The organism is Sorangium sp. So ce1335 (assembly GCF_051521615.1).
Taxonomy (GTDB): Bacteria; Myxococcota_A; Polyangia; order Polyangiales; family Polyangiaceae; genus Sorangium.
This window is the reverse complement of the sequence record NZ_CP150363.1, coordinates 5,470,603-5,496,386: the sequence shown is the minus strand read 5'-3', so window position 1 is coordinate 5,496,386 and position 25,784 is coordinate 5,470,603. Positions and strand designations below refer to the sequence as shown.

At 73.7% G+C, this 25,784-nt stretch carries 15 protein-coding genes and 1 pseudogene; 13 read left to right on the top strand and 3 right to left on the bottom strand.

Annotated features, from left to right (window positions below; translation table 11 throughout):
* Positions 1-78: 78 nt before the first annotated feature.
* Positions 79-498: a Uma2 family endonuclease gene (locus WMF24_RS20270; protein WP_437738826.1), complete on the top strand. Its 420-nt coding sequence runs from the start codon at positions 79-81 to the stop codon at positions 496-498.
* Between the two features lie 128 nt (positions 499-626).
* On the opposite strand, the pseudogene WMF24_RS20265 reads toward WMF24_RS20270, so the two are convergent.
* Positions 627-800, bottom strand: a pseudogene (locus WMF24_RS20265) (SRPBCC family protein); the annotation flags it as partial.
* 150 nt (positions 801-950) lie between these two features.
* Between WMF24_RS20265 and WMF24_RS20260 the strand changes: the two are divergent.
* Positions 951-5,981, top strand: a complete 5,031-nt coding sequence (locus WMF24_RS20260) for an AAA family ATPase (RefSeq protein ID WP_437738073.1) — start codon at positions 951-953, stop codon at positions 5,979-5,981.
* A 353-nt stretch (positions 5,982-6,334) separates the two neighbouring features.
* Complete coding sequence (locus tag WMF24_RS20255; protein WP_437738072.1) at positions 6,335-10,801, top strand: tetratricopeptide repeat protein; 4,467 nt, start codon at positions 6,335-6,337, stop codon at positions 10,799-10,801.
* On the opposite strand, the gene WMF24_RS20250 is transcribed toward WMF24_RS20255, so the two are convergent.
* Positions 10,798-11,166, bottom strand: coding sequence for a hypothetical protein (locus tag WMF24_RS20250; RefSeq protein WP_437738965.1), 369 nt, complete (start codon positions 11,164-11,166; stop codon positions 10,798-10,800). The two genes, WMF24_RS20255 and WMF24_RS20250, sit on opposite strands and share 4 nt — an antisense overlap.
* On the opposite strand from WMF24_RS20250, the gene WMF24_RS20245 reads away from it, so the two are divergent.
* The 10 genes from WMF24_RS20245 (at position 11,080) to WMF24_RS20200 (ending at position 24,256) form a co-directional block, all read left to right on the top strand.
* Positions 11,080-11,520 (top strand): RNA polymerase sigma factor, encoded by a 441-nt coding sequence (locus WMF24_RS20245; protein WP_437738825.1) that lies wholly within the window; start codon positions 11,080-11,082, stop codon positions 11,518-11,520. The genes WMF24_RS20250 and WMF24_RS20245 overlap by 87 nt on opposite strands.
* The gene (locus WMF24_RS20240; RefSeq protein ID WP_437738071.1) at positions 11,517-11,756 is read left to right on the top strand and encodes a hypothetical protein; all 240 of its coding nucleotides are present in this window, start codon (positions 11,517-11,519) and stop codon (positions 11,754-11,756) included. The genes WMF24_RS20245 and WMF24_RS20240 overlap by 4 nt, the downstream gene beginning before the upstream one ends.
* Before the next feature lie 392 nt (positions 11,757-12,148).
* Complete coding sequence (locus WMF24_RS20235) at positions 12,149-13,039, top strand: hypothetical protein (RefSeq protein ID WP_437738070.1); 891 nt, start codon at positions 12,149-12,151, stop codon at positions 13,037-13,039.
* Between the two features lie 307 nt (positions 13,040-13,346).
* Positions 13,347-14,708 (top strand): sigma factor-like helix-turn-helix DNA-binding protein, encoded by a 1,362-nt coding sequence (locus tag WMF24_RS20230; protein WP_437738069.1) that lies wholly within the window; start codon positions 13,347-13,349, stop codon positions 14,706-14,708.
* On the top strand, positions 14,705-15,991 hold the full coding sequence (locus WMF24_RS20225; protein ID WP_437738068.1) for a hypothetical protein: 1,287 nt from the start codon (positions 14,705-14,707) through the stop codon (positions 15,989-15,991). The genes WMF24_RS20230 and WMF24_RS20225 overlap by 4 nt, the downstream gene beginning before the upstream one ends.
* Positions 15,992-16,138: 147 nt before the next feature.
* Entirely contained in the window at positions 16,139-17,269 is a 1,131-nt protein-coding gene (locus WMF24_RS20220) for a hypothetical protein (RefSeq protein ID WP_437738067.1), read from the top strand.
* Positions 17,270-17,478: 209 nt separating this feature from the next.
* Positions 17,479-19,062: a metallophosphoesterase gene (locus WMF24_RS20215; protein WP_437738066.1), complete on the top strand. Its 1,584-nt coding sequence runs from the start codon at positions 17,479-17,481 to the stop codon at positions 19,060-19,062.
* Between the two features lie 255 nt (positions 19,063-19,317).
* A complete protein-coding gene (locus WMF24_RS20210; protein ID WP_437738065.1) occupies positions 19,318-21,405 on the top strand; it encodes a hypothetical protein in 2,088 nt (695 codons plus the stop codon).
* A 2-nt stretch (positions 21,406-21,407) separates the two neighbouring features.
* Complete coding sequence (locus tag WMF24_RS20205) at positions 21,408-22,406, top strand: hypothetical protein (protein ID WP_437738064.1); 999 nt, start codon at positions 21,408-21,410, stop codon at positions 22,404-22,406.
* Positions 22,403-24,256: an ArnT family glycosyltransferase gene (locus tag WMF24_RS20200; protein WP_437738063.1), complete on the top strand. Its 1,854-nt coding sequence runs from the start codon at positions 22,403-22,405 to the stop codon at positions 24,254-24,256. Before WMF24_RS20205 ends, WMF24_RS20200 begins: the two co-directional genes overlap by 4 nt.
* Before the next feature lie 6 nt (positions 24,257-24,262).
* Here the strand turns inward: WMF24_RS20200 and WMF24_RS20195 are convergent, their stop codons facing one another.
* Entirely contained in the window at positions 24,263-25,759 is a 1,497-nt protein-coding gene (locus WMF24_RS20195; protein ID WP_437738062.1) for a hypothetical protein, read from the bottom strand.
* Between the last annotated feature and the right edge of the window lie 25 nt (positions 25,760-25,784).

The window sequence follows — 25,784 nt, the reverse complement described above, 5'->3', positions numbered from 1 at the left end:
GCGGGCCGCATGATGCGGCCCTCAGGATGGCCACGGTTGGCTCTGTGGGGAGCAGGCGTGGCATACTCGGCCGGACCGATGAACGAGCCGGCGCGCAAGATTCTCTACACCCATGCCGAGTACCTCGAGCAGGAGCGGGCGAGCCCGACGAAGCACGAGTTCCTGAACGGTGAGATCTTCGCGATGGCCGGCGGAACACCGGAGCACGCGCGCCTGTCCGCGAGCGTCATCGCCGAGCTCCGGGCGCAGCTCCGCGGGCGTCCCTGCGCGGTCTACGCCTCCGATCTGCGCGTCCGGGTGCAGGCGACCGGGCTGTCCACGTATCCTGACGTCAGCGTTGTTTGCGGGAGGCTGGAGCGCGATATCGAAGACAACGACGCAGCGCTCAACCCGATCGTCCTGGTCGAGGTAGGTCTACCGAGACCCGCTCGCGCAGGCCCCGCCAGGCGCGCAGGCGTGACCGTGCGGCGCAGGGGCTGCCGAGCGCTGGGGGGCTGACGCTCGTCGGGCGGTGGCATCAAGGCCGTGGTGGCAAGGATCGGAGGTGCGGCAGCGGGCGGGGAGCCCTCCCGCGGGGGGTCGCATCTGCGGACGGGAGCGGCTGTGCTCGCTCCGGACACGGCCGCCATCACCGGCTCCAGCACCGGGGCGAGGACCCGTGGGCGCGCCGTGAAGTTGTAGCGGAAGGTGACGCGCGTCCGCCGCGGCGACAGCACCTTGAAGAGCCACGCGCCCGAGAACAGGCGGAAGACCGGCGGCCCCTGGGCCATCGTGATGGCCACCTGCTCGGGCGGGTTCATCGTGATGTACCGGGCCTCCATCTTTACCCGGTCGCGCCGCATAACGTACGCTCGAAACGTACGCCCGAAACGTACGCCCGGAAGCGGTCGCGCGATCGATGATGCGCGCGGCGGCTGGGCGCGACGATCGACGGGTCACGAGGCGCATTCATGGCAGAGCTGGGCGCGTACACGTTCACCGCGAAGCTGCACGAGAGCGCGGGCGTGGTGATCCATCGGGCCGTCCGCGCCAGCGACGGCGCCCGCGTGGTCGTCAAGATCGGCAAGGGCGGGCCGCTCGCGCCGGCGATCCACGGCGCGCTGCGGCGGGAGTTCGCGCTGCTGCGATCGCTCGACCTGCCGGGGGTGATCAAGGCGCACGCCCTCGAGACGCTCGGCGACGAGCTCGCGCTGGCGCTCGAGGACTTCGGCGGCCGCTCGCTCGATGCGCTGTTCCACGCCGGCGCCCTCGACCTCGCGGCGGTGCTGGCGATCGGCGTCGAGGTGGCGGGCACGCTCGATCTGCTGCACCGCTATCCGCTGCTGCACCGCGACGTCAAGCCGCACAACATCGTCTATAACCCGGCGACCGGGCAGGTGAAGCTCATCGACTTCAGCCTCGCGATCGCCGGCGGCGAGGACCGGGCGCCGCGCGTCGACGCGGGCGCGGGCGCGGGGATGGCGGGCACGCTGGCGTACATGGCGCCCGAGCAGACCGGGCGGATGAACCGGCCGGTCGACGCGCGCTCGGACCTGTACTCGCTCGGCGTCACGCTCTACGAGCTGGTGACCGGGGTGCTGCCGTTCGAGGCCGGCGACGCGATGGAGCTGGTCCACAGCCAGCTCGCGCGCGTGCCGGTCGCCCCGGCGGCGCTGATGCCGAACGTGCCGCAGGTGCTGTCGGACATCATCATGAAGCTGCTCGCCAAGGCGGCCGAGGATCGCTACCAGAGCGCGGCCGGGCTGCGGGCCGACCTGCAGCGCTGCGCGGCCGCGTGGGCAGCGACGGGGACGATCGAGCCGTTCGCGCTCGGCAGCGCCGACCGGCCGTCGACCCCGCGGATCCCGCCGCGCCTGTACGGACGGCAGCAGGAGATCGACGTCCTGCTCGCGACCTACGCCGGCGTCACCAACGGCGCGCGCACGCTGCTGCTCGTGCGCGGGCCCGGCGGCGCCGGTAAGTCGGCGCTGGTCCGGACGCTGGCGGCGCCGGTCGCCCGCGGCGGCGGGTTCTTCGTCGCCGCCAAGTGCGATCAGTACGACCACGGCGCGCCGTACGCCCCGATCGTCGCGGCGCTGCGCGAGCTGTGCCGCACCCTGCTGACGGCCGCGCCCGCGGACCTCGAGGCGTGGCGGCGCGCCCTCGCGTCCGCCCTCGGCAGCAGCGGCAAGCTCCTCACCGATCTCATCCCCGAACTCGAGCTCATCGTCGGCCCGCAGCCCGATGTCCCGCGGCTCGGCCCCGCCGAGTCGCAGAACCGCTTCAACCTGATCTTCACCGCCCTGCTGCGGGTCTTCGCCGCCGCCGACCACCCGCTCGTGCTCGTGCTCGACGATCTGCAGTGGGTCGACCCGGCGTCGCTGCGCCTCGTGCAAGAGATGCTGCTCGACGCCGAGTGCAGGCACCTGCTGGTGCTCGGCACCTGCCGCGACGACGACGTCGGCGGCGGGCACCCGCTGCCGGCCGCGCTCGCCGATCTGCGCGCGGCGGGGGTCGAGGTCGGCGACGTGCCGCTCGGCCCGCTTTCGCTCGCCGACGTCGAGGAGCTGCTGGCGGACACGCTGGTGATGGAGCGGCCGCAGGTCGCCGCGCTGGCGCGGATCGTCGGCGAGAAGACCCACCATAACCCGTTCTTCATCGGCCAGTTCCTGCTGTTGCTCGCCGAGGACGACCTCCTGCGCTGGGACCCCGCCGCGTGCCGGTGGGGGTGGGACGACGCGCAGGTGCAGGCGCGCGACGTCACCGACAACGTCGTCGCCCTCGTCACGAGCAAGATCCGCCGCCTGACCCCCGCGGCCCAGCGGCTGCTGCAGCGGGCCGCGTGCGTCGGCTATCGCTTCTCGTGGCGCGTGCTCGCGGCCGTCGGCGGCGACGGCGACGGCGACGACGCCGCCGCGGCGCTCGGGGAGCTGGTCCGCGAGGGCCTGGTGGTGCCGCTCGCCGGCGGCGAGGGCGACGATCTCCACCGCTTCCTCCACGACCGCGTGCAGCAGGCCGCCGACTCGCTGCTGGCGAGCGAGGTGCGGGAGGCGACGCACCTGCGCGTCGGCCGGCTGCTGCGCGACGCGTACCCGGCGGGCGTGCCCGACGAGGCGCTGTTCGACGTCGTCGGCCACCTCGACCTGGCGCTGCCGCGGATCGGCGGCGACGAGCGGCTCGACCTTTCGCGGCTCAACCTCCGCGCGGGCCGGCGGGCGCGCGCGGCGACGGCCTACCACGCGGCGCGGCAGTACTTCCAGGCCGGCTGCGAGTGCCTCGGCGCCGACCCGTGGGCGCACGGGTTCGAGCTCGGGTTCGCGCTGCGCGTCGAGCTGGCCGAGTGCGCGTACCTGTGCGGGGCGTTCGCCGAGGCCGACGCGCTGTTCGAGGAGGCGCTCGCGCGGGCGCGCTCGCGCGAGGAGCGGGCGCAGGTCTACGACCTCCGCGTCCTCCTCCACGCGGCGATGGGCGACTTCGCGGCGGTGGTCGCGGCCGGGCGCGCGGCGCTCGCGATGTACGGCATCGGCCTGCCCGACGAGGGCCCGGCGCTGCAGGAGGCCGTCGCGGCCGCGTTCGCGGCGGCCCACGAGAACCTCGGCGAGCGGCGGATCGGCGCCCTGCTCGACGCCCCGCCGGCGCGCGACCCGGACGTCGAGATCGTGATGCGGCTCCTCGCGTCGATGTCGGGGCCGGTGTTCGTCGGCAGGCCGGCGCTGTTCCCCCTGATCGTGCTGCACATGGTCAACCTGTCGCTGCGCCACGGCAACGTCGACGGGTCGGACTACAGCTACGCGGTGTACAGCATCCTGCTCGCCGGCGTCACCGGCGAGCTCGGCGAGGCCTACGAGTTCGGCGAGCTCGGGGTCAAGCTCAACGAGCGCACCGGCAACCTGCGCACCCGCTGCATGGTGCACTTCTTGTTCGGCACGTCGGTCGTGTTCTACCGCCAGCCGTACTCGGCCGGCGAGGAGTACCGCGACTCAGCGCGCCGCGTCGCGCTCGAGGTCGGCAACTTCGCCTACGTGTCGTTCTACTGCCTGCAAACGGCCGCGCTGGCGCTGATCGCCGACGCCGACATCCGCGGCGCCGCGGCCCGCATCGACGACGTCACGGCGCTCCTGAGGAAGACCCGCGACGTCGCGTCGACGGCGGTTGTCGAGTTCATGCGCCGCGTGGTCGTCAACTTGATGGGCGAGTCGGCGACGAGCGCCCTCGGTGGCGACGGCTTCGATGAGGACGCGTTCGTCGCCAGCATGCCGCCCGGGGGGCTCGTGCCGTGGCTCTACGCGGTCAGCAAGCTGCGCCTCGCCTACCTGTACGGCGAGCACGAGCGAGGGCTCGAGCTCGCCGCCCGCGCCCGCGCGCTGCACGAGAGCGGCGCCGGGGCCGGGCACGTGTACTCGCCCGAGCAGTACGCCTATTCGGGCCTGGTCGCCGCGGCCCGCTGGGACGCGGCCGGCGAGGCGGAGCGCGGGGCGCTGGCGCAACGGCTCGAGCGCGAGCGCGCGGCCCTGCGGCCGTGGTCGACGAGCAACCCGTCGCAGCTCGTGGCGCTCCAGCACCTGCTCGACGCCGAGGCGGCGCGCCTGGCCGGCCGCGACGCCGAGGCGATCGCGGGCTACGAGCAGGCGATCACCGAGGCGCAGGCGCGCGGGCTCGTGCTCCACGCGGCGCTGGCGAGCGAGTGCGCGGCGCGGCTGCACCTGCGCCGCAAGCGTCGCGCGCTGGCCGCCGCCTACCTGCAGGACGCCCACGTCGGCTTCGCCCGCTGGGGCGCGGCCGCCAAGGCGAGCCAGCTCTTGCTCACCCACGCCGACCTGCTCGCCCCGCCCGCGCCCGCCCGCGCCGGGCACAGCACGGGCCGCTCGACGAGCACCAACCGCCTGCACGGCGGCGGCTCGCTCGACCTCGAGGGCCTGATGCGCGCCGCGCAGGCGGTCGCCGGCGAGCTGGTGCTCGACCGGCTGCTCGACCGCCTGATGCGGATCGTGATGCTCCGCGCCGGCGCCCAGCGCGGCTTCCTGCTCGTGCCGCGGGGCGAGGACCTGTCGATCGCCGCCGAGATGCGCGCGGCGCCCGACGAGGTCCGCGTCGGCCTCGACCAGCCGATGCGCGACGACGCCGCCCTGGCGACGTCGGTGGTCCGCTTCGTCGCCCGCAGCCGCGAGGGCGTGCTGCTCGGCGACGCCGGCGCCGAGCCCCGCTTCGCCCGCGACCCCTACGTCGCCAGCCAGCGCCCGCGCTCGGTGCTGTGCTTGCCGCTGCTCCACCAGGGCCGGCTGTCGGGGATCCTCTACGTCGAGAACAACGCGACCCGCGACGCCTTCGCGCCCGAGCGCGTCGAGCTGCTGCAGCTGCTGTCGGCGCAGGCGGCGGTGGCGATCGAGAACGCCCGGCTGTACGCCAGCGTGCAGCAGGCCCGCGAGCAGCTCGAGCAGCAGGTCGAGGCGCGCACGCACGAGCTGCAGACCGCGCTCGAGCAGGTCCAGGTGGTCAACGCCGACCTGGTGCGCCAGGGCGAGGCGCTGCGCGAGGCCCACGCGCAGACGCGCCGCGAGGTCGTCGAGCGCGAGCGGGCCGAGCGCGAGCGGTCGGCGGCGCAGGCGGAGATCTTGCGCGTCCAGGAGGAGCGCCTGGCGGACATGGCGGCGCCGCTGCTGCCGATCACGGACAGCATCATGGTGATGCCGCTGATCGGGCTGCTCGACGACGCCCGCGCGTCGCAGGTGCTCGAGACGGCCCTCGAGGGCACGGTCCGCGCGCGCGCGCGGGTGGTGATCCTCGACATCACCGGCGTGCGCCAGCTCGACGCCGCCCCGGCGGCGATCCTCGCCCGGACCGCGAGCGCGCTGCGCCTGGTCGGCGCCCAGGCGATCCTCACCGGGGTGCGGCCCGAGGCGGCCCAGCAGCTCGTCCGCAACGCCGCCGGCCTCGACGGCCTGCTGACGCTCGGCACGCTGCAGAGCGGCATGGCCTACGCGCTCGCCTGTACCCGCGGCTGAGGCGCCGGCGCCGCGGCCGGGGGGCGTTTCGGCGGCTCCGTGGCGAGGAGTCACCGTCGCGGTCGTGGGCGAGCGAGCTCGCTTGCCAGCGGACGGGCGTACCCTTGCTCCATGGGGCGGCGCGCTCCAAGGCGCCCGAGGTGGAGGCGGCGGGGATCGCAGGTGCGGCAGCGGGCGGGGAGCCCTGCCGAAGGTGGATTCGCGTGCGGGGACGGGAGCGGCTGCGCTCGCTCCGGAAAATGCGGGCGATTGTAACGCCCGGGCCTCCTCGCGGGATGAGCGGGTGGACCCGACGAAAGGACCTCATGACCGCGCCTTTCACCCTGCACCACCCGTCACGTACGATGTCTCACATGCCCGTGTCGCGACCCGCGATGGTCGACCTCCGGCTGGATCCGGGTGGCGACGTGATCCTGAGCTGGACCGAGGCGCCTGGCGCCAGGAACAAGATCCTCCGCCGCGACGAGATAGCGCACATCCAGCGCTTGGCCGACGCGGTAAGCCTCGCGGAGGCTTCTGGACAGAGCGCCGCGATCGTCAGCTCCCGCACGGCTCTGAGCGCTGCGCTGTTCGAGCTGCTGGACGGCCCCGAGCGCGCGCTCGCGCAGCGCATCACGAAGGCAGAGGCCGAGCGCCGCCGGCTCGATCTCGTCGTGCGCGCGCGGAGCGACGACCGCGGCGCGCTGCGCTCGCACCCCGCCACGTGGATGCGGTGGGAGCTGCTGCCGTTCGCGGAGACGCGGCGCCGCGGGGCGCCGCCGCTCACGGTCGTGCTGCAGCTCGGGCCCCAGGACCTCGGCGTGCCGTACGTGCTGGAAACCGGCGGCCTCCGCATCTTGTTCATGGCTTTCTCTCCTCACGACGCGCCGCCGGAGCTCGATTTCGAGCGCGAAGAGGAGGAGCTGCTCGCCGCGATCGCACCCATGGCTGAGCGCCGCCGCGCCCGCCTGCGCGTCGTCGAGGAGGGCACGCTCGACGATCTTCGCGCGGCGCTGCTCGTCGAACGCTTCGACGTCGTGCACCTGAGCGGACACGGCGTGCTGACGCCCGACGGCCCGCGGCTCGTCATGGAGGATGCGTTCGGCGGCAAGCGCCTCGTCTCACCGGCGGAGCTCATCGACGTGCTGGAGCGCGCGAAGGCGATGCCGGAGCTCGTGATGGTGTCGTGTTGCCACAGCGCCGAGGTCCGTGGTTCGGTCGCGAGCTTCGCGGCGGAGCTCGTGGCCGCGGGCGTGCCCAACGTGCTCGGCTGGACGCGTCCGGTTCGCGACGATCTGGCCACACTGGCCGCGTCGTCGCTGTTCGAGCAGCTCGCCGCCGGCAAGACCCCGGTTGAGGCAGCGCAGGTCGCGCGCGACCGGATGCGGCGCACCGAGGAGGGGGCGCCCGCGCCTTCGTATGCCTGGGGGACGCTGCACCTCGTCAGCGGATCGGCGGCTGGCTTCCGTATCGACGACGGCGCCGCGCCGCTCAGCGAGCGCGTCGATCGCGACGAGATATACAAGTTCCTGGGCAGCCAGATGCGCGTGCTCCAGACGGGCTTCGTGGGCCGGCGACGGCTCGTGCAGCGGCTGCTCCGCGTGCTCCTGCGCGGGCAAGACGTGCAGAAGAGCGGAGCGCGCGACGTGGCAGGCGCGTGTGTCTTCGGGATGAACGGCGTCGGCAAGTCGTGCGCGGTGGGTCGGACGATCGAACGCGCCAAGCAGCACACGCCGGAGCTCGGTGTGGTGGTCCTGCATGGCGCGATCGACGAGCGCGGTGTGCTCGAGGCGTTCAAGGAGGCCATTGCCGTTGGAGACGAGGCCGCCGAGAAGCTCCTCGCACGCGCCGACGAGAGCGTGTTGCAGCGCGTGCGGCGCCTGATGGAGCACTGGCGCAGGCGTCCTCTCGTCATCGTGCTCGATGATTTCGAGCAGAACCTCGAGCGAAGCACGGGCGGTCCCTGGCTCGTGAAGCCCGAGGCGGCCGCGCTGCTCGAGGCGCTCCTGCCCACCTGCGCCACCGGCAAGCCGAAGCTCTTGATCACGTCGACGGCCGAGTTTCGGGTCCCGGGGGCGAACGACCGGGCGCTCGCCTTCATACCGCTCGGCCCGTTCGACAGCGCGGCCGTGAGGAAGCTCTGGATGCGTGGGCAGGCGTCGAACGAGCTCGCGAGCGTTTCGCTCAAGAGCTGGCACGACCTCGCCAAGCGGCTCGGCCGCAATGCGCGTGTCCTCGCCTGGGCGCGCGCGCTGCTCGCGCGCAAGACGGACGAGGAGCTCGCCGCCGTCGCTGCCAGCGCGTCGGCGAAGCTGCCGGTTTGGGCGCCGGGCGACGAGGCGAGCGAGGAGAAGCACGCCGAGCTGGCGCAGATGTTCTTGCGCCACATGGCCTACGATCAGGCCAAGGCGGCATTCGGTGAGCCGGCGATCGAGTTCGTGAGGCGGGCGCGGGTCTTCGAGGCCGCGGTGCCGAGGGAGGCGTTCTCGGCGCTGACAGAGGGGCTCGCCGTCGATATCGACCGGGACCTGGACGTGCTGGCGAGCTGGGGGCTGCTGGAGGTCGGTGAGCTCGACGGCGCACGGGCATACCGGGTGAGCCCGCTCGTAGAGCCGCAGTTCGAGGTGGCCGACGCGGCGCGGTGGCACGAAGCGGCGGCCGAGGCCTGGGAGACGCTGGCCGAGAAGGCGGCGTCCGGTGCGGTGTGGATCGAGCGCACCGAGGCGGCGTGGGAGCATGCGCTGCGCGGCGGGAATGTTGCGCGCGCGGAGCGACTCGCGCGCCGCATTGACGCCGCACTCCACAATGCGGGTCTCTACGCCCACAACCTGTGGCTGGCCGAGCGCCATGTGGAGGCGCTACCGGAGTCGCCGTTCGGACATCAGTGGCTCGGCTACGCCGAGTTCAAGGCGGGGCGGTCTCCGGCTCGCGCTGCGGAATGCATCCGGCGAGGTCATGCGCTTCTGGTCCGTGCGCACGGCACGGAGGAGCACCCCTCGGTGGCCGCGTCGCTGCACGCGCTGGGCGGCGTGCTGATGGCGCAGGGCGACCTTGCGGGAGCGCGAAAGGCGCTGGAGCGCTCGCTGGCGATCGATGCCAAGGTGCACGGCACGGAGGAGCACCCCTCGGTGGCCGCGTCGCTGCACGAGCTGGGCGGCGTGCTGAGGGCGCAGGGCGACCTTGCGGGAGCGCGAAAGGCGCTGGAGCGCTCGCTGGCGATCGATGCCAAGGTGCACGGCACGGAGGAGCACCCCTCGGTGGCCGCGTCGCTGCACGAGCTGGGCGGCGTGCTGAGGGCGCAGGGCGACCTTGCGGGAGCGCGAAAGGCGCTGGAGCGCTCGCTGGCGATCCAGGCCAAGGTGCACGGCACGGAGGAGCACCCCGAGGTGGCCGCGTCGCTGCACGAGCTGGGCGGCGTGCTGAGGGCGCAGGGCGACCTTGCGGGAGCGCGAAAGGCGCTGGAGCGCTCGCTGGCGATCGATGCCAAGGTGCACGGCACGGAGGAGCACCCCGAGGTGGCCGCGTCGCTGCACGCGCTGGGCGGCGTGCTGAGGGCGCAGGGCGACCTTGCGGGAGCGCGAAAGGCGCTGGAGCGCTCGCTGGCGATCCAGGCCAAGGTGCACGGCACGGAGGAGCACCCCGAGGTGGCCGCGTCGCTGCACGCGCTGGGCGGCGTGCTGATGGCGCAGGGCGACCTTGCGGGAGCGCGAAAGGCGCTGGAGCGCTCGCTGGCGATCGATGCCAAGGTGCACGGCACGGAGGAGCACCCCTCGGTGGCCGCGTCGCTGCACGCGCTGGGCGGCGTGCTGATGGCGCAGGGCGACCTTGCGGGAGCGCGAAAGGCGCTGGAGCGCTCGCTGGCGATCGATGCCAAGGTGCACGGCACGGAGGAGCACCCCTCGGTGGCCGCGTCGCTGCACGAGCTGGGCGGCGTGCTGAGGGCGCAGGGCGACCTTGCGGGAGCGCGAAAGGCGCTGGAGCGCTCGCTGGCGATCGATGCCAAGGTGCACGGCACGGAGGAGCACCCCTCGGTGGCCGCGTCGCTGCACGAGCTGGGCGGCGTGCTGATGGCGCAGGGCGACCTTGCGGGAGCGCGAAAGGCGCTGGAGCGCTCGCTGGCGATCGATGCCAAGGTGCACGGCACGGAGGAGCACCCCTCGGTGGCCGCGTCGCTGCACGCGCTGGGCGGCGTGCTGATGGCGCAGGGCGACCTTGCGGGAGCGCGAAAGGCGCTGGAGCGCTCGCTGGCGATCCAGGCCAAGGTGCACGGCACGGAGGAGCACCCCTCGGTGGCCGTGTCGCTGCACGCGCTGGGCGGCGTGCTGAGGGCGCAGGGCGACCTTGCGGGAGCGCGAAAGGCGCTGGAGCGCTCGCTGGCGATCGATGCCAAGGTGCACGGCACGGAGGAGCACCCCTCGGTGGCCGCGTCGCTGCACGCGCTGGGCGGCGTGCTGATGGCGCAGGGCGACCTTGCGGGAGCGCGAAAGGCGCTGGAGCGCTCGCTGGCGATCCAGGCCAAGGTGCACGGCACGGAGGAGCACCCCGACGTCGCGACCACGTACGCGGCGCTCGCAGACGTGCTGGGTAGCGAAGGACGGATCGAGGAGGCGGTCGCGATGAACTACCGTGCCCTCGAGATCCGCGACCAATGCTTCGGTACGCGGAACCATTACATGTCGGCCGAGACCGAGGTGGCGCTCGCAATGTTGCTCTTCCGCCTCGGCCAGCAGGACGAGGCCGGCGACCTCCTCCGACACGCCCTTCAGGTCCTCGCCGAGCAGGTACCGAACCACCCCATCCTGCAGCAGTTCCGCGCCCTGATGCAGGACCAGCCAGGCTAACCTGCATCCCAGTCGTGCCCCTCGCTGACCTCCTCGCCCAAGCCGCCGTGCTCTCGGCCCCTTCCGACGCGACCGATCTCGCCCCGCTGCGCGCGCTCCTCTTCGGGCGTCTGCGCGCGTCGGGCTGGGCGCCCTCTGGCGCCCTGCGCGGCCGTCCTCCGCGCCTCTCCGACAGCGACGAGGCCCTGCTCGCCGCCTTCGTCCGAGGCGACGCCGCGGCCTTCGACGCCCTCTTCGATCGCCACGCAGCCCGCCTCAACGGCCACGCGCGACAACGGCTGCAACTTCATGCCGCCGATGCTGCCGACGCCGTGCAGGAAGCCTTCCTCGTCCTTTTCCAGAAGGCAGAGGCCGTGCTCGCCCACGACCCCGTGAACGTCCCTGGCTTCCTCTTCGGCACCTTGCGCAACAAGGCGGTGCGCGTCCTGGCCGCACGCTCGCGCGAGGCAGTCGTCGGCCCGATAGACGACGATGAGCTCTCCCTCGACGAGGACGGCCTCGCTGCGCTGCTCCGGCGCGAAACCGCGGAGAGGCTCGCCTCGCTTCTGGAGCGCGCTTGCAATCCGCTGGAGCAGGAGGTCGTCATCATGGGCCTCGACGATCGCGACGGCCCCGAGATCGCACTCGCTCTCGGCATCACCCCGAACCACGCACGCGTGCTCCGTCACCGCGCCCTGCGCAAGCTACGCGAGGCGCTCTCTCACGAGGAGCCGTCATGATCCCGTCGCCCTATCCGGCGCCGCCCGCCTGCACCGACCCGCAGTTCGGCGCGCAGGCGACCCAGGCCCTCGGTCTGCTCCCGCCGACCGCCGTCGCCGCGCACCTCGTTGTCTGCCCCGCCTGCCGCCTCCAGCGCGCCGCCTTCGCCGGCCTCGACGCCCACGCCGTCTCGCCCACGCCGGCCCTCCGCGCCGACCTGCGCCGGCTCGCGCTGCGCCGGCTTCCCAGGCCCTAGCGCCCCCGCGGCTCATCTCAAAAGCCGGACGTCGCGCCAGCGGAGCACACGTGGACGATTCCACCGCGGCAGCTTCGTGCCAGGCGGCGCTGCGCATGTCCGATCGTATGCCGCAGGGCCTGCGGAATGACACTACGTGTATCCCGCCGTTTACAGATCGGCCTGCGAAATGACACTACGTGTATCCCGCCGTTTACAGATCGGCCTGCGAAATGACACTACGTGACCACAGCCATTCCCGCCCCGGGCTCCGTGGCCACGGGGGCGCCTCCCACCGCAGCCACGTCCCCCTCGCGACGAGATCCTGCGCTCCTTCGAGCACGCATCCGGCGAGCACACATCCGGCGCCGGTGTGGCCCGCGGTTGCGCTCGCCTGGATCTACGTTCCCGGAATGGCCAAAGCCAGAACCAAACAACAGCACACCGGGAAGGCGCCTGTGGCGGCTCCCACGGCAACAACCACCTACCACGCCTGCTACAAGCGCTTTGCCCCGCTGGCCGCGGAGATCCCGGAGCGCGAGGTCGAGGTCTGTCGCGCGGACGTGCGGATCGCCTTCGCCAACGTGAAGCGCGGCGTCCAGGCCGCCTGCGCCGATCCGGCGCGCATCCGGCGGGCGCTGCCCGAGCTGCCGCTCGATGACGTCCTCGCGCTGCCGGACCTCGGCCGCGCCCTTGTGTTCGCCGCGACGCGCATCACGGCGAGGCCCGCGAGCTCGGGTGAGATCGAGGCGAAGCTGGCGATCGTGACCGAGCTGCGCGAGCCGATGCTCGCGCTCGCCGAGACCCTGGCCAAGCGCGGGCTCCTGCCGAAGGACGTCGTGGCCGAGATCCGGGCCGGTAGCGGCAAGTACGACCTGGCCAGCGACGGGATGGCGCTGGCCCACCTGTACGAGGAGCACGCGGATGCGCTCCGCGGAAAACACCCCTTCACGCGCGAGGAGTTCGAGCAGCTCCGCGAAGCCAGCGAGTGGCTTCTCGACACCCTCACCCCCGAGGGCGCCCGCCGCCCTGTGACGAAACAGCGCGGCGAGGCCGAGAAGATGCGCGATAGGCTCTGGACCCTCCTGGTCCGGCGCCACGCGGACCTCCGGAAGATCGCCTATTACTTCCACGGCGACGCGTTCGAGGATGTCGCCCCGAAGCTCATGTCGCGCCTGTCGAGCGCTGCTGCCAAGGACGCGGGCGAGGAGGTCGAGGCAGAGGAGGGTGTCGACGACGACGCCACCGGCGAGGACGCCAGCGGCGGCGCGGGCGAGCAACCGCCCATCCCGCTGTCTCCGTAAGCGGGCCGCGTCCCAGCGCGCCGCGCGCGCCCGCCGACGCACGCGCGGCGCGTGCCCACCGACGGCGCCGCGCGCGCCCGCCGACGCACGCGCGGCGCGTGCCCACCGACGGCGCCGCGCGCGCCCGCCGACGCGCGCGCGGCGCGTGCCCACCGACGGCGCCGCGCGCGCCCGCCGACGCGCGCGCGGCGCGGAACACAAACGGGCCCCGGGAGCCCCCCGTAACTAAGGGGATATGAGCGCACCTCTCTCGTCCCCCGCCGGCACCTCCCGCGACCGCACCTGGAACGCCCTTCATACAGCCGCAGTGGAAACGCTCCCCGGCGCCTTCAGGCTCATGGGCGTGGCCGAGGCCGACATCGACGACCTCCTTCAGGAGGTCCTCCTCGCCACGTACCGGACCCTGGATCGGTTCGACCCCGACTGGGCCCCGCCTGAGAGCGAGGCCGGCGATCTCGCGCGCTGGCACGCCCGGCGCCAGCACCGCAGCGCCGAAGAACGATGGGTGTTCGGGATCGCGTGGCGGAAGGTCGGCCATTACCTGGAGCGCGCGTATCGCCGCCGCGAGGTGTCGCACGGCCTGCTGCCGACGTCGTGCTCCGAGGCCGTCGATCCCGCGCCGCTCAGCGAGGAGCGCGCCGTGGAGCGCGAGCGGCTGGAGCTCGTGATCGACGTGCTCTGGACGCTGGCCCCGGAGCGGCGGCTCCTCCTCGTGCTGCACGAGGCGTACGAGGTGCCGCTGGTCGAGATCGCGCGGGAGCTCGGCATCAACTACAACACCGCCACGAACCGGCTGCGCCTCGCCCGCGAGGACTACCGCGCCGCCGTCAAGCGGTTGCGCCCGGAGCACCGAGACGTGCTGCGCGGGTGCTGGCTCGGGTTGCCGCTGGCATCGGAGCTCCTCGTGCGCGAGGAGGGCGGAGCGATCGCGCCGGCGTCGTGTGAGATCAGCCCTCCTGCGCCACCGGCTGAGCGGGCGCTGCCCGTGTCGTCGTCGCCGCCTGCATCGTCGCCGCCCGCGCTGCCGCCGCCTGCGTCGTCGCCGCCCGCGCTGCCGCCGCCTGCGTCGTCGCCGCCCGCGCTGCCGCCGCCGTCCGCGCTGCCGCCGCCTGCGTCGTCGCCGCCCGCGCCTGGACCCATGGGGGCAACGCGCGTGCGTCCCTGGCTGGGCGAGCTGGGGCGCGCCCTTGGGTGGAGCGCGGTGGGCGCTGGAGGCGCCCTGGGTTTGCTGTTTGCGCTCGCGCCGCCGCGGCCGCTCTGGGCGGACCGTTTCGGCCCACCGGTGGAGGCGCTGTCCGCGGTGACGGCGCTGTCCGCGGCGCGGAGCGCGCCGGTCGAGGTGACGCCGCAGGAGATGCCGGAGCCGCAGCCGCCGCAGCCTGTCTCGCCGGCTCCCGACGCGACGCTCCGGCGCGACGTGGCGCCGCGTCCAGCGCCGGCGGCAGGCGCGCGGGAGGACTCGTTCGCAGAGGAATACCGGCTGCTCGACGCGGCGCAGGCGGCGCTCTCCGCGGGCGACACCGCCGCAGCGCTCCGGCACATCGCGCTTCATGAGCAGCGGTTTCCGACCGGTCGGCTCAGGTCGGTGCGCGAGCGGATCCGGAAGCTCGCGCAGGCGCGACTGGCCCGCTCCGCGGAGGGCGCGGCGAAGGAAGAGCCGTCGCGATGAGCTGGTCTCACCACGGGCGGGCTCGGCACGCGCGGCCTGCGCGCTGCGTCCTCGGGCCGCTCTGGCGCTGCGTCCTCGGGCCGCTCTGGCGCTGCGTCCTCGGGCCGCTCTGGCGCTGCGTCCTCGGGCCGCTCTGGCGCTGCGTCCTCGAGCCGCTCCGTGCCGTCCGGCGAGGGGCGTTGGCCGCTGCCGCCGTCCTCGGCGCCGCGTGTCTCCTCCGCGCAGCGGAAGCTCGCGCCGAGGCGGAGCTCCGTCCGAGCGCGGCGCGGCTCGACTACGTGCGCGGGCGAGGCGCCGAACGCTGTCCTGACGCCTCGTTCCTGCGCGCGGAGGTGGCGCGGGTGGCCGGCGCCGACCCCTTCCGGGACGACGCTCCGCTGCTGGTCTCGGTCAGGATCGAGCGCCAGGGGGCCGAGCTCGTGGCCTCCCTGGCGCTGCGCGAAGGGCAGGGGAACACCCGGTGGGCCGACGGGCTGACCACCAGCAGCGCGTGCGAGGTGCTCGTCGCCGGCGTGGGCCTCGCCATCGCGACGCAGCTCCTGCGCGCGTCAGAGCGGGCGCCGGCCGAGCCTCCGCCGGCCGAGCCTTCGCCGGCCGAGCCTTCATCGCGCGGGCCTGCACGGGTTTCGCGGGAGCCGCCCCAGGCTCCGCCAGCCGCGCACGCGCCGCGCGGCGCGCCCGAGCCGGCGGCCGGGGCTGCTCCGGAGCCACCTCGCACGTTTGCGCCGGAGCCGCCAGGTTCGCCGGTCAGGGCAGCGAAGGCAGATCCTTCCGCGCCGTGGCGGATCGAGGCGGGGCTCGGGGCCACCGTGGGGCTGGGGATCACGCCGGGGGTGGCGGCCGGGACGACCCTGGCCCTCGGCGTGCGCTGGTCCGACTGGTCGGTCGCCGTGGAGGGGCGGGGGCTTGTCTCGCTGGCGAAGGAGGTCGCCGACATGCGTATCCGCACGACGGCCTTCACGGTGTCCAGCCTGGCATGCGTTCGCGGCCGCCCCCTGTTCGGCTGCGGACTTGCGACGCTCGGTGCTGTCCGGTTCGTCCCGGAAAACCCGTGGAACATGCGTGTACGCCGCAAGGCCCTGTTCGGGGTAGGGGCACGGCTCGGCAGCGCGTGGCCACTCTCGGAAAGGTGGTCGGCGTACGGTTACGTCGAGGCGCATTGGATCGTGGAGGATGCGCTGCTCCGGCGTCAGGGCGACGGGGGCGAGACGGCTCCACCCGTGAGCTGGTCGTCACCCCCGCTCGCGGCAGCGCTCGGGTTGGGGGTCACGGCCTTGTACTGAGCGAGGCGTGATCTGTAGACCCGTGCTCATCGGGACCACCGGACCCATGGCAATTTTTCTGCGGAGCACGTAATGCGTGATGGGACAGAAACGATGACGTGGGCTGTTCGTTGTAAGCTGCCGGCTCTCTCCTGTAGTTTGCTCGGCATGCGCATCTTCTACGGCATGCTGGTGGGGCTGTTGTTGTCGGGCTGTGGTGAAGATCCGGTTGTCTACGGGCCTTGTCAGCCTCAGGAGTACGGCAATCCAGGCTGCCCGTACCCCGAGGCGGGCACCGGGGATGAGGGCGGAGGCGGGGACGGGGGCGCAGGGGGTGCCGGTGGTGCCGGCGGCGGCGACGAGACCGCCTGCGCCGGTGACTGCATCCCGCCGGCGCCCCTCGGCTGGTTCGGTCCGGCGCTGCTCTGGTTCGGTCCGCCGGACCAGGCGCCGGACTGCCCCGCCGAGGCGCCGAACGTGGGCTACGAGGGCTTCGCTGACCTGTCGCCGGCGCCGCTCGCCTGTGCCGCCTGCCTGTGCGACCCGCCGGACGCGGCCGCGACGTCGTGCCAGCTCCCGCTGGGCTGGTCGGCGCACGCGGCGACGTGCGCCATCCCTGCCCCAGACACCGTCGAAACGGCCTTCGCGGCGCCCGACGGCTGGGACGGCGCCTGCACCGCCGCGAACGCCATCCCGGCCGGCCAGGACTGCGGCGGGCAGCCGTGCGTGCAGTGGCTCTCCGTCGAGGCACCGACCGTGCTGGTGACCGCCGCCTGCACGCCGAGGGTGGACGAGCCCCCGCCGCCGGAACGCCTCGATCCGTGGCAGACCCGGGCGCTCGCCTGCGTGCCCGGCGCCTACACCGAGTGCCCGGGCGACCGGAGCACCTGCATGCCGTCGCCGGAGCAGCCCGGGGTCCCGCCGCCAGGCGGCTTCCTGACGTGCATCTTCCACGAGGGCGACGTGACGTGCGCGGAGCCTTACCTGGCCAGGCACGTCTTCTACGGCGGCGCCGACGACACGCGCGGCTGCTCCGAGTGCGCCTGCGGGGAGCCGGAGGGGGCGTCGTGCACGATCATGGCCTCGGTCTACAGCGACGGCGCGTGCACGGACCTGCTCGCGTCAAACATCGTGAGCTCCATGACGCCGTTCTGCGGGGTCACGCCGCCCGGGGTCGCCCTCGGCAGCAAGTCCGCGGAGGTCGTCGCCGTGGATCCCGGCGGCTGCGCGCCGAGCGGGGGTGAGCCGGTCGGCGAGCTGCTGCCGGAAGCGCCATCGACGTTCTGCTGTCTGGCGTAGCCCTCGCAGGAGCCATCAGAAGCACAGCACCTGCTTCCACGCACCAGGAGGCCGGCCAGGGATCCGGAGCGAGAGATCAACGCAAAGGAGCAAAGGCGCAAAGGCGCAAAGGCGCAAAGAGGAAGGGCAGAATTGTGCATTTTTGCGTCTTTGCGTTCTTGGCGCCTTTGCGTTGATCTCTCGCTCGACCCCGCGGCACACAGCTTGCCATGCACCCCGCCCGGGCGACGCGGCCGTCTCATGCCGAGATCGCCCGGCCCCGGAGCAAGGCGATGGACGGCGCAGCCAGGGACATCTTCGTCATCAGCGATCTGCACATCGGTGACGGCGGCGCGCGCGACAACTTCGAGTCTGGCAAGAAGACGCCCGAGCTGCGCGCATTTCTCGACCACGTGGGCAGCGAGGGAGGCGAGCTCTTCCTCCTCGGCGACGTCTTCGAGCTCTGGCAGATGAACCTCAGCCTGCTGCTCGTGAAGCGGCGGGCGCTCCTCGACCAGCTCGCCTCGCTGCCGCTCGTCTACGTGCCCGGCAACCACGATGTCGACCTCCTGCACTTCATCGACACGGACTTCCTCCATCACCCCTTCTTCGCCTGCATGCGCGCGCCGTTCGGCCGGGAGCTCGGGGGCAGGCGGTTCCGCTTCTGCCACGGGCACGAGAGCGACCCGTTCAACGCGGGGAATGACCCCGGCTTCGGCCGCATGCTCTCCATCTTCGCCGGCCTCTTCGAGGACCAGAACGGCTCTCCCGTCCTCAGGAGCGGCGAGAGCGTGGAGGACGTCCTCGAGCAATTCGGCGACTCGATGCTCACGATCTGGAAGCACGCCCTCGCGACGGTGAGCCAGCGCGGGGCGAGGGGCGAGGCGAGAGGGGATGTGCGCCCCGGCTCGGCGCTCACGCCGGTGCAGAGCCCGGGACGGCTCGGCGAGCACGTCGTCGGGGTCCGGGCAGAGCTCGAGCGGGGCGACCACGACGTGGCGGTGCTCGGGCACACGCACAAGGCAGGTCGTATCGGCGACTGGTACTTCAACAGCGGCGCATGGGCCGGCCCCCTCAACTCGTTCCTTCGCATCTCGCCCGACGGACACGTCCGCTATCTGGAGTGGAAGGACGGGCGCGCCGTCGAGCGAGAGATGCCCGTCGTGCTCCCGGGCGCGAAGCCCGGCGGCGCACCTCGGCCGGCGAAGAACCCCGTCGCCGCGGCCCGCTCCGCCGTGAGGGCGCTGTTTCCGAGGCCGACCCGGCCGGAGCGCTCCCGGTGGATCCTCATCGCGCAGGGCGCCCTCGCGATCTCGGTCGGCGCCGGCGCCCTGACGATCTCGGTGGGACACGGCGCGTCCGCGGGGTGGCGGCTGCTCGTCTCGGCCTTCGCCGCGTACGCGCTGCTCGACGGCGCCCTGTCGCTGGTCGGCGCATCGCGCGAGCCGCCCGTCAGGCGCCTCCTCTCGCTCGTGCGCGGCGTGGCGAGCGTCCTGCTCGGCCTCCTCGTGCTCCGCCGCGGTCACGTGGTCGAGATCTTCGTGATCCTCGCCGGCATCTCGGCGTTCATCGCCGGCGCGCTGCGCGTCGCGGCGTCCGTCGTGCTCAAGGGCATGGTGGAGTCGAGGTGGCTCTTCGCCGCGGGCGCCGGCGCGATGCTCGCCGGCCTCGTCCTGCTCGCGATGCCCGCGTCGGCGGTGCTGCTCAAGCTCGTGCTGGCCGGCTACCTCTGTTACTACGGCGCGGGGGAGCTCATGGCCGGCATCTTCGGGCAACGATTGCCCAGGGCGGCCGGCTCCCGCGCCCTCGCGTGAGCGTCGCGTGAGCCTGATGGCGCGCCGAGGGACCTGTCCGTCCAGGGCCGCGGCCCGGGCGCACAATCGCGCCCGGGCCGCGCGCCGTTGATCTACGCTGCCGCGCACCCCGGCACGCCGGCGGCCGAGCGCGCAGGAAGCTGCTTCCCAGCCTCCAGGTGCGACCGGGCGCCGGCCGCTCTCGCAGCCCCGGCGCGGGCCCACCCGCCCCCGCCGCGCGCCGCGCAGGGCCGAGGGCCCAGCGGAGCTCCAGCCATGAACATCCCCCTCCCGATGTCTCCCTCCCGCGCCTCGCTCACTGGCCGCGCCTCGCTCGCCGCCCTCGCCGGGCTCGCCTCCCTCGCCGCGTGCGCCGCGCCGCACCCGCCGCCGGCCGGGCCGCCCCCGGCACCGCCGCCGGCCCCCGCCGCCTCCCAGGCCGCGCCGCCGGGGCCGCGCTTCGACCAGATCCCGCGGCTCGACTTCAACCGCATCGCGGTCGAGCTCGACCTGCCGCTCTTCTGGACCGCGGACAGGAACAGCTCGGGCGCCGTCGAGCCCGACGAGGTCGCCGCGCTCTGGCACCACACGAAGGCGCCCGCCTGGGTCGCCGCCGGGGCGTTCACCCCGGAGTTCACGTCGGCGTACGCCGCGATGGTCAAGATCAAGGCCGAAGGGCACCCGCGCGCCGGCCTCGACGACGCCGAGAAGCGCCGCCGCGACGCCGTGCTCGCCGAGCTCGCGGCCGGCCGTCCGTCGCTCCTCCAGTCCGACTTCCGCGGCGCGCCGGCCGAGGACCGGGCCATCGTCGGCCACCTGCTCAAGGTGGCCGAGCTCATCGAGCAGCTCCACGCGAAGCAGCTCGGCTCCGCCGGCATGGCCGACAAGATCCCGCCCGACGATCCGGCCAGCCGGGCGCTGTTCTGGCGCAACCAGGGGCCCTGGTGCGAGCAGCCGAGGACCCGGAACGATCCGAGCTGCAGCGCGGTGCCGGGCAACCCGCCGCGCATCACCGGCGCGTACCCGGCGCGGCTCCAGCAGGACAGGAAGTTCTGCGCGGCGCTCGAGGCGCGCCCGGACCAGCAGGCGCTCCTTTCGCCCTTCACCGTGGTCGTCGAGCAGGGCGGCGCGCTCAAGGCCGTGCCGTACAGCGAGGCGTACAGGCCCGAGATGGAGGCGGTGAGCCGCGAGCTCAAGGCCGCGGCGGAGGCGATCCAGAGCCCCGGCGAGGCGGCCTTCAAGGCGTACCTGCTCGCGGCGGCGCAGGCGTTCCTCGACAACAGCTGGGAGGCCGCGGACGAGCCCTGGTCGAGGATGAACGCCGAGAATTCGCGGTGGTACCTGCGCGTCGGGCCGGACGAGACGTACTGGGAGCCGTGCAGCCGCAAGGCGGGCTTCCACATGAGCTTCGCGCGCATCAACCAGGAGTCGCTCACCTGGCAGAAGAAGCTCGAGCCCGTGAAGTCGGACATGGAGGCGGCGTTCGCGGCGCTCGCCGGCGCCCCGTACAAGGCGCGCCAGGTCGCGTTCCACCTGCCCGACTTCATCGACGTCGTCGCGAACGCCGGCGACTCGCGCGCCGCGACCGGCGGGACCGCGGGGCAGAGCCTGCCGAACTGGGGCCGGGTCGCGACCGAGGGGCGCGGCCGCACCGTGGCGATGGTGAACCTCCTCCAGGACGACGACACGCGCGCCGCCCTCCGGGAGGCCACGGCGTCGCTGTTCTGCAAGGCCACGATGGAGAGCGTGTCGCTCGAGCGCCCGGTCGCGACGCTGAGCACGGTGCTGCACGAGGCCGCCCACAACCTCGGCCCGACGCACAACCACAAGGTGAAGGGCAAGACCGAGAGCGAGATCTACGGCGGCCCGCTCGCGTCGATGCTCGAGGAGCTGAAGGCCCAGACCGGCGCGCTCTACTTCAGCGGCTGGCTCGCCCAGAAGGGCGTGATCGACCCGACGCTCGCCCGCCTCTCCGAGGCGAGGGACGTGATCTGGGCGTTCGGGCAGATCGGGCAGGGCATGTACACCGCCGGCGGCGAGCCGCGGCCCTACGGCCAGCTCGCCGCGATCCAGCTCGGCAGCCTGCTCGACGCGGGCGCGATCGGCTTCCACCGCGGCGAGGTGGCGGCGAACGGCACGGACAAGGGGTGCTTCTCGATCCAGGCGGACAGGATGCCCGCCGCGGCGGAGGCGCTCGCGAGGACGGTGCTCGGCCTCAAGGCGCGCGGCGACAAGGCGGCCGCGCTGCGCCTGCGCGAGACGTACGTCGAGAAGGACGGGGCCTGGAAGGGGCTGCGCGGGGTGATCGAGGAGCGCATGCAGCGCATGCCGCTCGGCAGCGTGATCTACGCGATCGAGCTGTAGTCGTGACCTCGGCGCAGCCCGACGAGACGGCCCCGCCTGCGCCCGCCGGCGCATCGCCCCGGGCGCGCGGTGGCCGCGCGCGCCGCGCCGTCGGCCTGCTCGCGCTGGTGGGCCTGCCAGCGCTCGGCCTCGGCGAGCTCGCGGCGCACGTCCACTTCAGCCGGCGCGCCCCGGCCTTCGACGACTGGGGCGAGGTGAAGGCGCCCCTCGCGGCGATGAAGCAGCCCGGGGACCTCGTCGTCGTCGCGCCAGCGTGGGCCGATCCGGCGGCGCGCCGCGCGCTCGGGGACGAGCTCCTGCCCCTGCGCGACGCGGCGAGGCCCGACGAGAGCCGCTACGCGGCCGCCGTCGAGATCAGCGTCCTCGGGCAGCGCGCCGAGGAGCTCGCGGGCTTCCGCGAGGAGAGGCGGCAGGAGCACGGCCGGTTCGTCCTCCGGCGCCTCGTGAACCCGTCGCCCGCGCGCGTCGTGTACGACTTCGTCGACAAAGTCGCGCCAGGGTCGGCGGACGTGCGCGTCACCGACCCGCCGGCCGCGTGCCGCTGGAACCCGCGCGCGCGCGTCGCCGCCGGGGGGCTCGGCGGCCACCCGACATTCCCGGCCGAGCGCTTCGAGTGCCCCGGCGGGCCGTTCTTCAACGTCGGCGTCACCGTGATCGCCGACGAGGAGTTCCGCCCGCGCCGGTGCATCTGGTCGCACCCGCCGCGGGACGGCGCGATCGTCACGCGCTTCCGCGGCGTGCCGCTCGGCTCGGTGATCCGGGGGCACGCGGGCATGTACTGGATCATCGAGCGGGAGCAGAAGGGCGCGCCGGTCACGCTGTCCGTGCGCGTCAACGGCGCGCCCGTGGGGGAGGCGACGCACGTCGACGGCGACGGGTGGGCGGCGTTCGAGTTCCCGCTCGGCGCCCACGCGGGCGCCGCGAGCGCCGAGGTGGAGTTCGCCGTGACGTCGCCCGACTACACGCACCGCCACTACTGCTTCGAGGCGGACACCCGATGACGCGAGCCGCGCGGCCCGCCCCCCTCGCGCCCGCCGACGGCGCCATCGCGCTCGCGTTCGCCGCGGCGTACGTCGCCCTGCTGCTCGCGACCGCGGGCGACCTCGGCTACGCGCGCGACGAGGGGTTCTACTTCGTCGCCGCGAACCGCTACGGCGCGTGGTTCCAGGCGCTCGTCGAGGCGCCGCGCGCCGCGCTGGCTCCGGAGGCCGTCGACGCCGCGTGGTCGGTGAACCGCGAGCACCCCGGCCTGATCAAGTCGCTCTTCGCGCTCTCCAACCTGGTGCTGCAGAAGCGGCTCGGGCTCTTCGCCATGGAGGGCACGAGCTACCGCTTCCCGGCCATGGTCCTGTCGGGCGCCGGGGTCGCGCTCGTGTACCTCTGGGGCACGCAGGCGCGCGACCGGATCGCCGGCGCGTCCGCCGCCGTGCTCTTCGCGATGCTGCCGCGGTACTTCTACCACGCGCACCTGGCGTGCTTCGACGCGCCGATCGTGACCGTGTGGGCCCTGTGCGCGTACGCCTACTGGCGCGCGCTGCGGGACGGCGGCGCGCTGTGGCCGGTGCTCACCGGCATCGCGTTCGGCCTGGCGCTCGACACGAAGCACAACTCGTGGTTCTTGCCGATCGTCTGCGTCGCGCACGCGGTCGCCCTGGAGCTCAGGGAGCGCATCGTCGCGCCCGCCGCGCCGCCGCAGCAGCAGCGAGGGGCCCGGCGGTCGCTCGCGGCGCTCGCCGCGATGGCGACGATCGGCCCAATCGTCTTCTACGCGCTGTGGCCGTGGATCTGGCGCGACACGCTCCCGCGCCTGCGCGAGTACGCGTCGTTCCACCTGAACCACGAGTACTACAACATGGAGTTCCTCGGCCGGAACCACTGGACGCCGCCGATGCCGAGGGCCTACGCGCCGGTGATGACGGCGGCGACGGTGCCCGTCGTGACGCTCTGCCTCTTCGCCGCAGGGCTGTGCGCGAGCGCGCGCGAGCGCCTGCTGTATCCGCTCGCGTGCGCGGCGGCGCGGCTCGCCCCGCCCGGCGGCGCGGGGGCGCTCGCGTCGGTGCGCGCGCTCGCCGCGCGGCTCCGTCCGCCAGCGCACGACCCCGGCGGCACGGCGCTGCTCTGGTTCCTCGCGATCGCCGCCGTGTACGGCGCCTGGCTCTCGCCGAGCACGCCGATCTTCGGCGGCACGAAGCACTGGATGACGGCGTACCCGTTCATCGCCCTGTTCGCCGGCGCGGCCTTCTCCGCCGCGGTGAGGCGCGCGCGCGTCGCGCTCCGCGCGCTCCTCCGCGCCCGGCGCGGCGCTGGGCTCCTCCGCGCCCGGCGCGGCGCCGGCGCGAGGCCAGGCGCCTTCGCGCGCGCCCCGCGCAGCGCCGCGCTCGAGCGCGCCGCGCGCGGGCCGCTCGTGCCGGCGCTGCTCGGGGCGGCGGTGGTCGCGGCGCCGATCGCCGAGACGCTTCACGCGCACCCGTGGGCGCTGTCCAGCTACACGCCGCTCGTCGGCGGCCCGCCCGGCGCGGCGACCCTCGGGCTGAACCGCACCTTCTGGGGCTACACGACCGGCGCTGTCGTCGACTACCTCAACGAGAACGTCCCGCCCCGCGGGACGGTGTACGTTCACGACACCGCCGGCCCGGCGTGGGACATGCTGCTGCGCGACGGGCGCCTGCGAAAGGACATCCGCGGCGTGGGGGCTGTCGCGGGCGCGGACTTCGCCCTCTACCACCACGAGAAGCACATGCTCGGGCAGGCGTACCAGGCGTGGGTCGCGTTCGGGACCACGCGCCCGGATCACATCGCCGGCCTCGACGGGGTGCCGGTGATCCTCGTCTACCGCAACCCGGCCCGCTGAGCGCCGTCAGCGCTTCTTCGCCGCCGCCTTCTTGGCGGGCGCCTTCGCCGCCTTCTTCGCCGGAGCCGGCGAGGTCGCCCTCTTGGCGGGCGCCTTCGCCGCCTTCTTCGCCGGCGCAGCCACAGCCTTCGCCGCCGCCTTCTCGGCCGGGGCGGCCGTCTTCTTCGGCGCGGCGGCCGCCTTCTTCGCCGGCTCCTTCTTCGCGCCCCGGCCCGCCACCGCCCTCGTCTTGCTCGCCGCGGGCCGCTCTGCCGCCGGCTCGGCCGGCTTGCGGAGCCTCGAGGACGCCGCGGGCTTCCTGGCGCGCGCGTCGTCCTCGCCGTCGAGGTCGTCGTCCTCGTCCTCCAGATCGTCGTCCTCGTCGACATCCTCGTCGTCGAGGTCGTCGTCGCCCTCCTCGAGCTCGTCCTCCAGGTCGTCGTCCTCGCCGTCGAGGTCGTCGTCCTCGTCCTCCAGATCGTCGTCCTCGTCGAGCTCGTCCTCGTCGTCCTCGTCGTCCTCGCCGTCCACCGCACGCGCCGGCGCCGGCGCCGGCGCGGGCTCGCGGCGCCGTGACGACGGCGCGTCGGCGCGCTGCGGCGCGGCGGACGGCTTGCTCGCCGCGCCGAGCTCGTTCAGCGGCTCGCCGAGCACGGCGGCGATCTCGCGCGTGAAGTCCGTCATGTGGCTGTCGACCTCGAGCGCGTCCTGCTCGGACAGCGGCGTGAGCCTCAGCCGGAGGCCCCGGTCGCCCACGAGCTCCCACGACGCGGCGCAGCCGCCCTCGCGCAGCATCCTCGAGGCGATCGCGTCGATGCGCTGGCGCAGGCCGTTGCGCGCCCCGGCCTCGATCCGGCGCTGGAGCTCGAAGCGGCGCTCCATCATCGGCAGCGCCACGACCTTCGCCTCGACGAGCTCCGAGAGCTCGTCGGCCACGGCCTCCTCGAGCTCGAGCCGCGCGTCGGGATCGCTGCTCTCGACCGAGAACGTCGCCTCGCGCAGCTCGGCGTCGTAGCCCGTGAGCTTGCCGCCGGCGGCCTCGGCCGCGCGCGCCAGCACCTCGCGCAGCACCTGCGCCGGCGCGCGCTTGCCGACCGTCGACGCCACGTACCCGAGCGTGTCGAGCCGCACCTGCACCGGGCCGTCGTCCTCGAGCGCGAGCTCGGGCCGCGGCCCGAGCAGCGCGTCGCGCATCACCCGGAAGACGTCGCGCTTGATGACGTTGTCCTCGGTGAAGATGTCCTCGACGTGCTCGGACTCCATCAGCGTGCTCGTGAGGCTCGCGACGAGCTCCTCGACCTGATCGTCGAGCTCGTCGCTGCCGAACGTGCTCGTGACCTCTCCCTCGACGATCGCATACGGCTCGAGCCGGGGGGTGATGGCCGCGATGACGCCGGACATCTTCTCCTCGAGCTCGCGCGCGAGCGCTGTCGCGCCGCCCCTGGCCACGAGGATGTGCCCGTGCGCCTTGAGCGCGTCAACGATGCTCGTGGAAAGTCGGCGGGAGAGATTGCGCTCGTTCACGAGGCGCGCAGCTTACACGGTTTGC

Excerpts from the sequence above, each read along its gene's own strand:
- WMF24_RS20270 (WP_437738826.1), top strand. The coding sequence starts at position 79 with ATGAACGAGCCGGCGCGCAAGATTCTCTACACCCATGCCGAGTACCTC.
- WMF24_RS20260 (WP_437738073.1), top strand. The coding sequence starts at position 951 with ATGGCAGAGCTGGGCGCGTACACGTTCACCGCGAAGCTGCACGAGAGC.
- WMF24_RS20255 (WP_437738072.1), top strand. The coding sequence starts at position 6,335 with ATGCCCGTGTCGCGACCCGCGATGGTCGACCTCCGGCTGGATCCGGGT.
- WMF24_RS20240 (WP_437738071.1), top strand. The coding sequence starts at position 11,517 with ATGATCCCGTCGCCCTATCCGGCGCCGCCCGCCTGCACCGACCCGCAG.
- WMF24_RS20235 (WP_437738070.1), top strand. The coding sequence starts at position 12,149 with ATGGCCAAAGCCAGAACCAAACAACAGCACACCGGGAAGGCGCCTGTG.
- WMF24_RS20225 (WP_437738068.1), top strand. The coding sequence starts at position 14,705 with ATGAGCTGGTCTCACCACGGGCGGGCTCGGCACGCGCGGCCTGCGCGC.
- WMF24_RS20220 (WP_437738067.1), top strand. The coding sequence starts at position 16,139 with ATGCGCATCTTCTACGGCATGCTGGTGGGGCTGTTGTTGTCGGGCTGT.
- WMF24_RS20215 (WP_437738066.1), top strand. The coding sequence starts at position 17,479 with ATGCACCCCGCCCGGGCGACGCGGCCGTCTCATGCCGAGATCGCCCGG.
- WMF24_RS20210 (WP_437738065.1), top strand. The coding sequence starts at position 19,318 with ATGAACATCCCCCTCCCGATGTCTCCCTCCCGCGCCTCGCTCACTGGC.
- WMF24_RS20200 (WP_437738063.1), top strand. The coding sequence starts at position 22,403 with ATGACGCGAGCCGCGCGGCCCGCCCCCCTCGCGCCCGCCGACGGCGCC.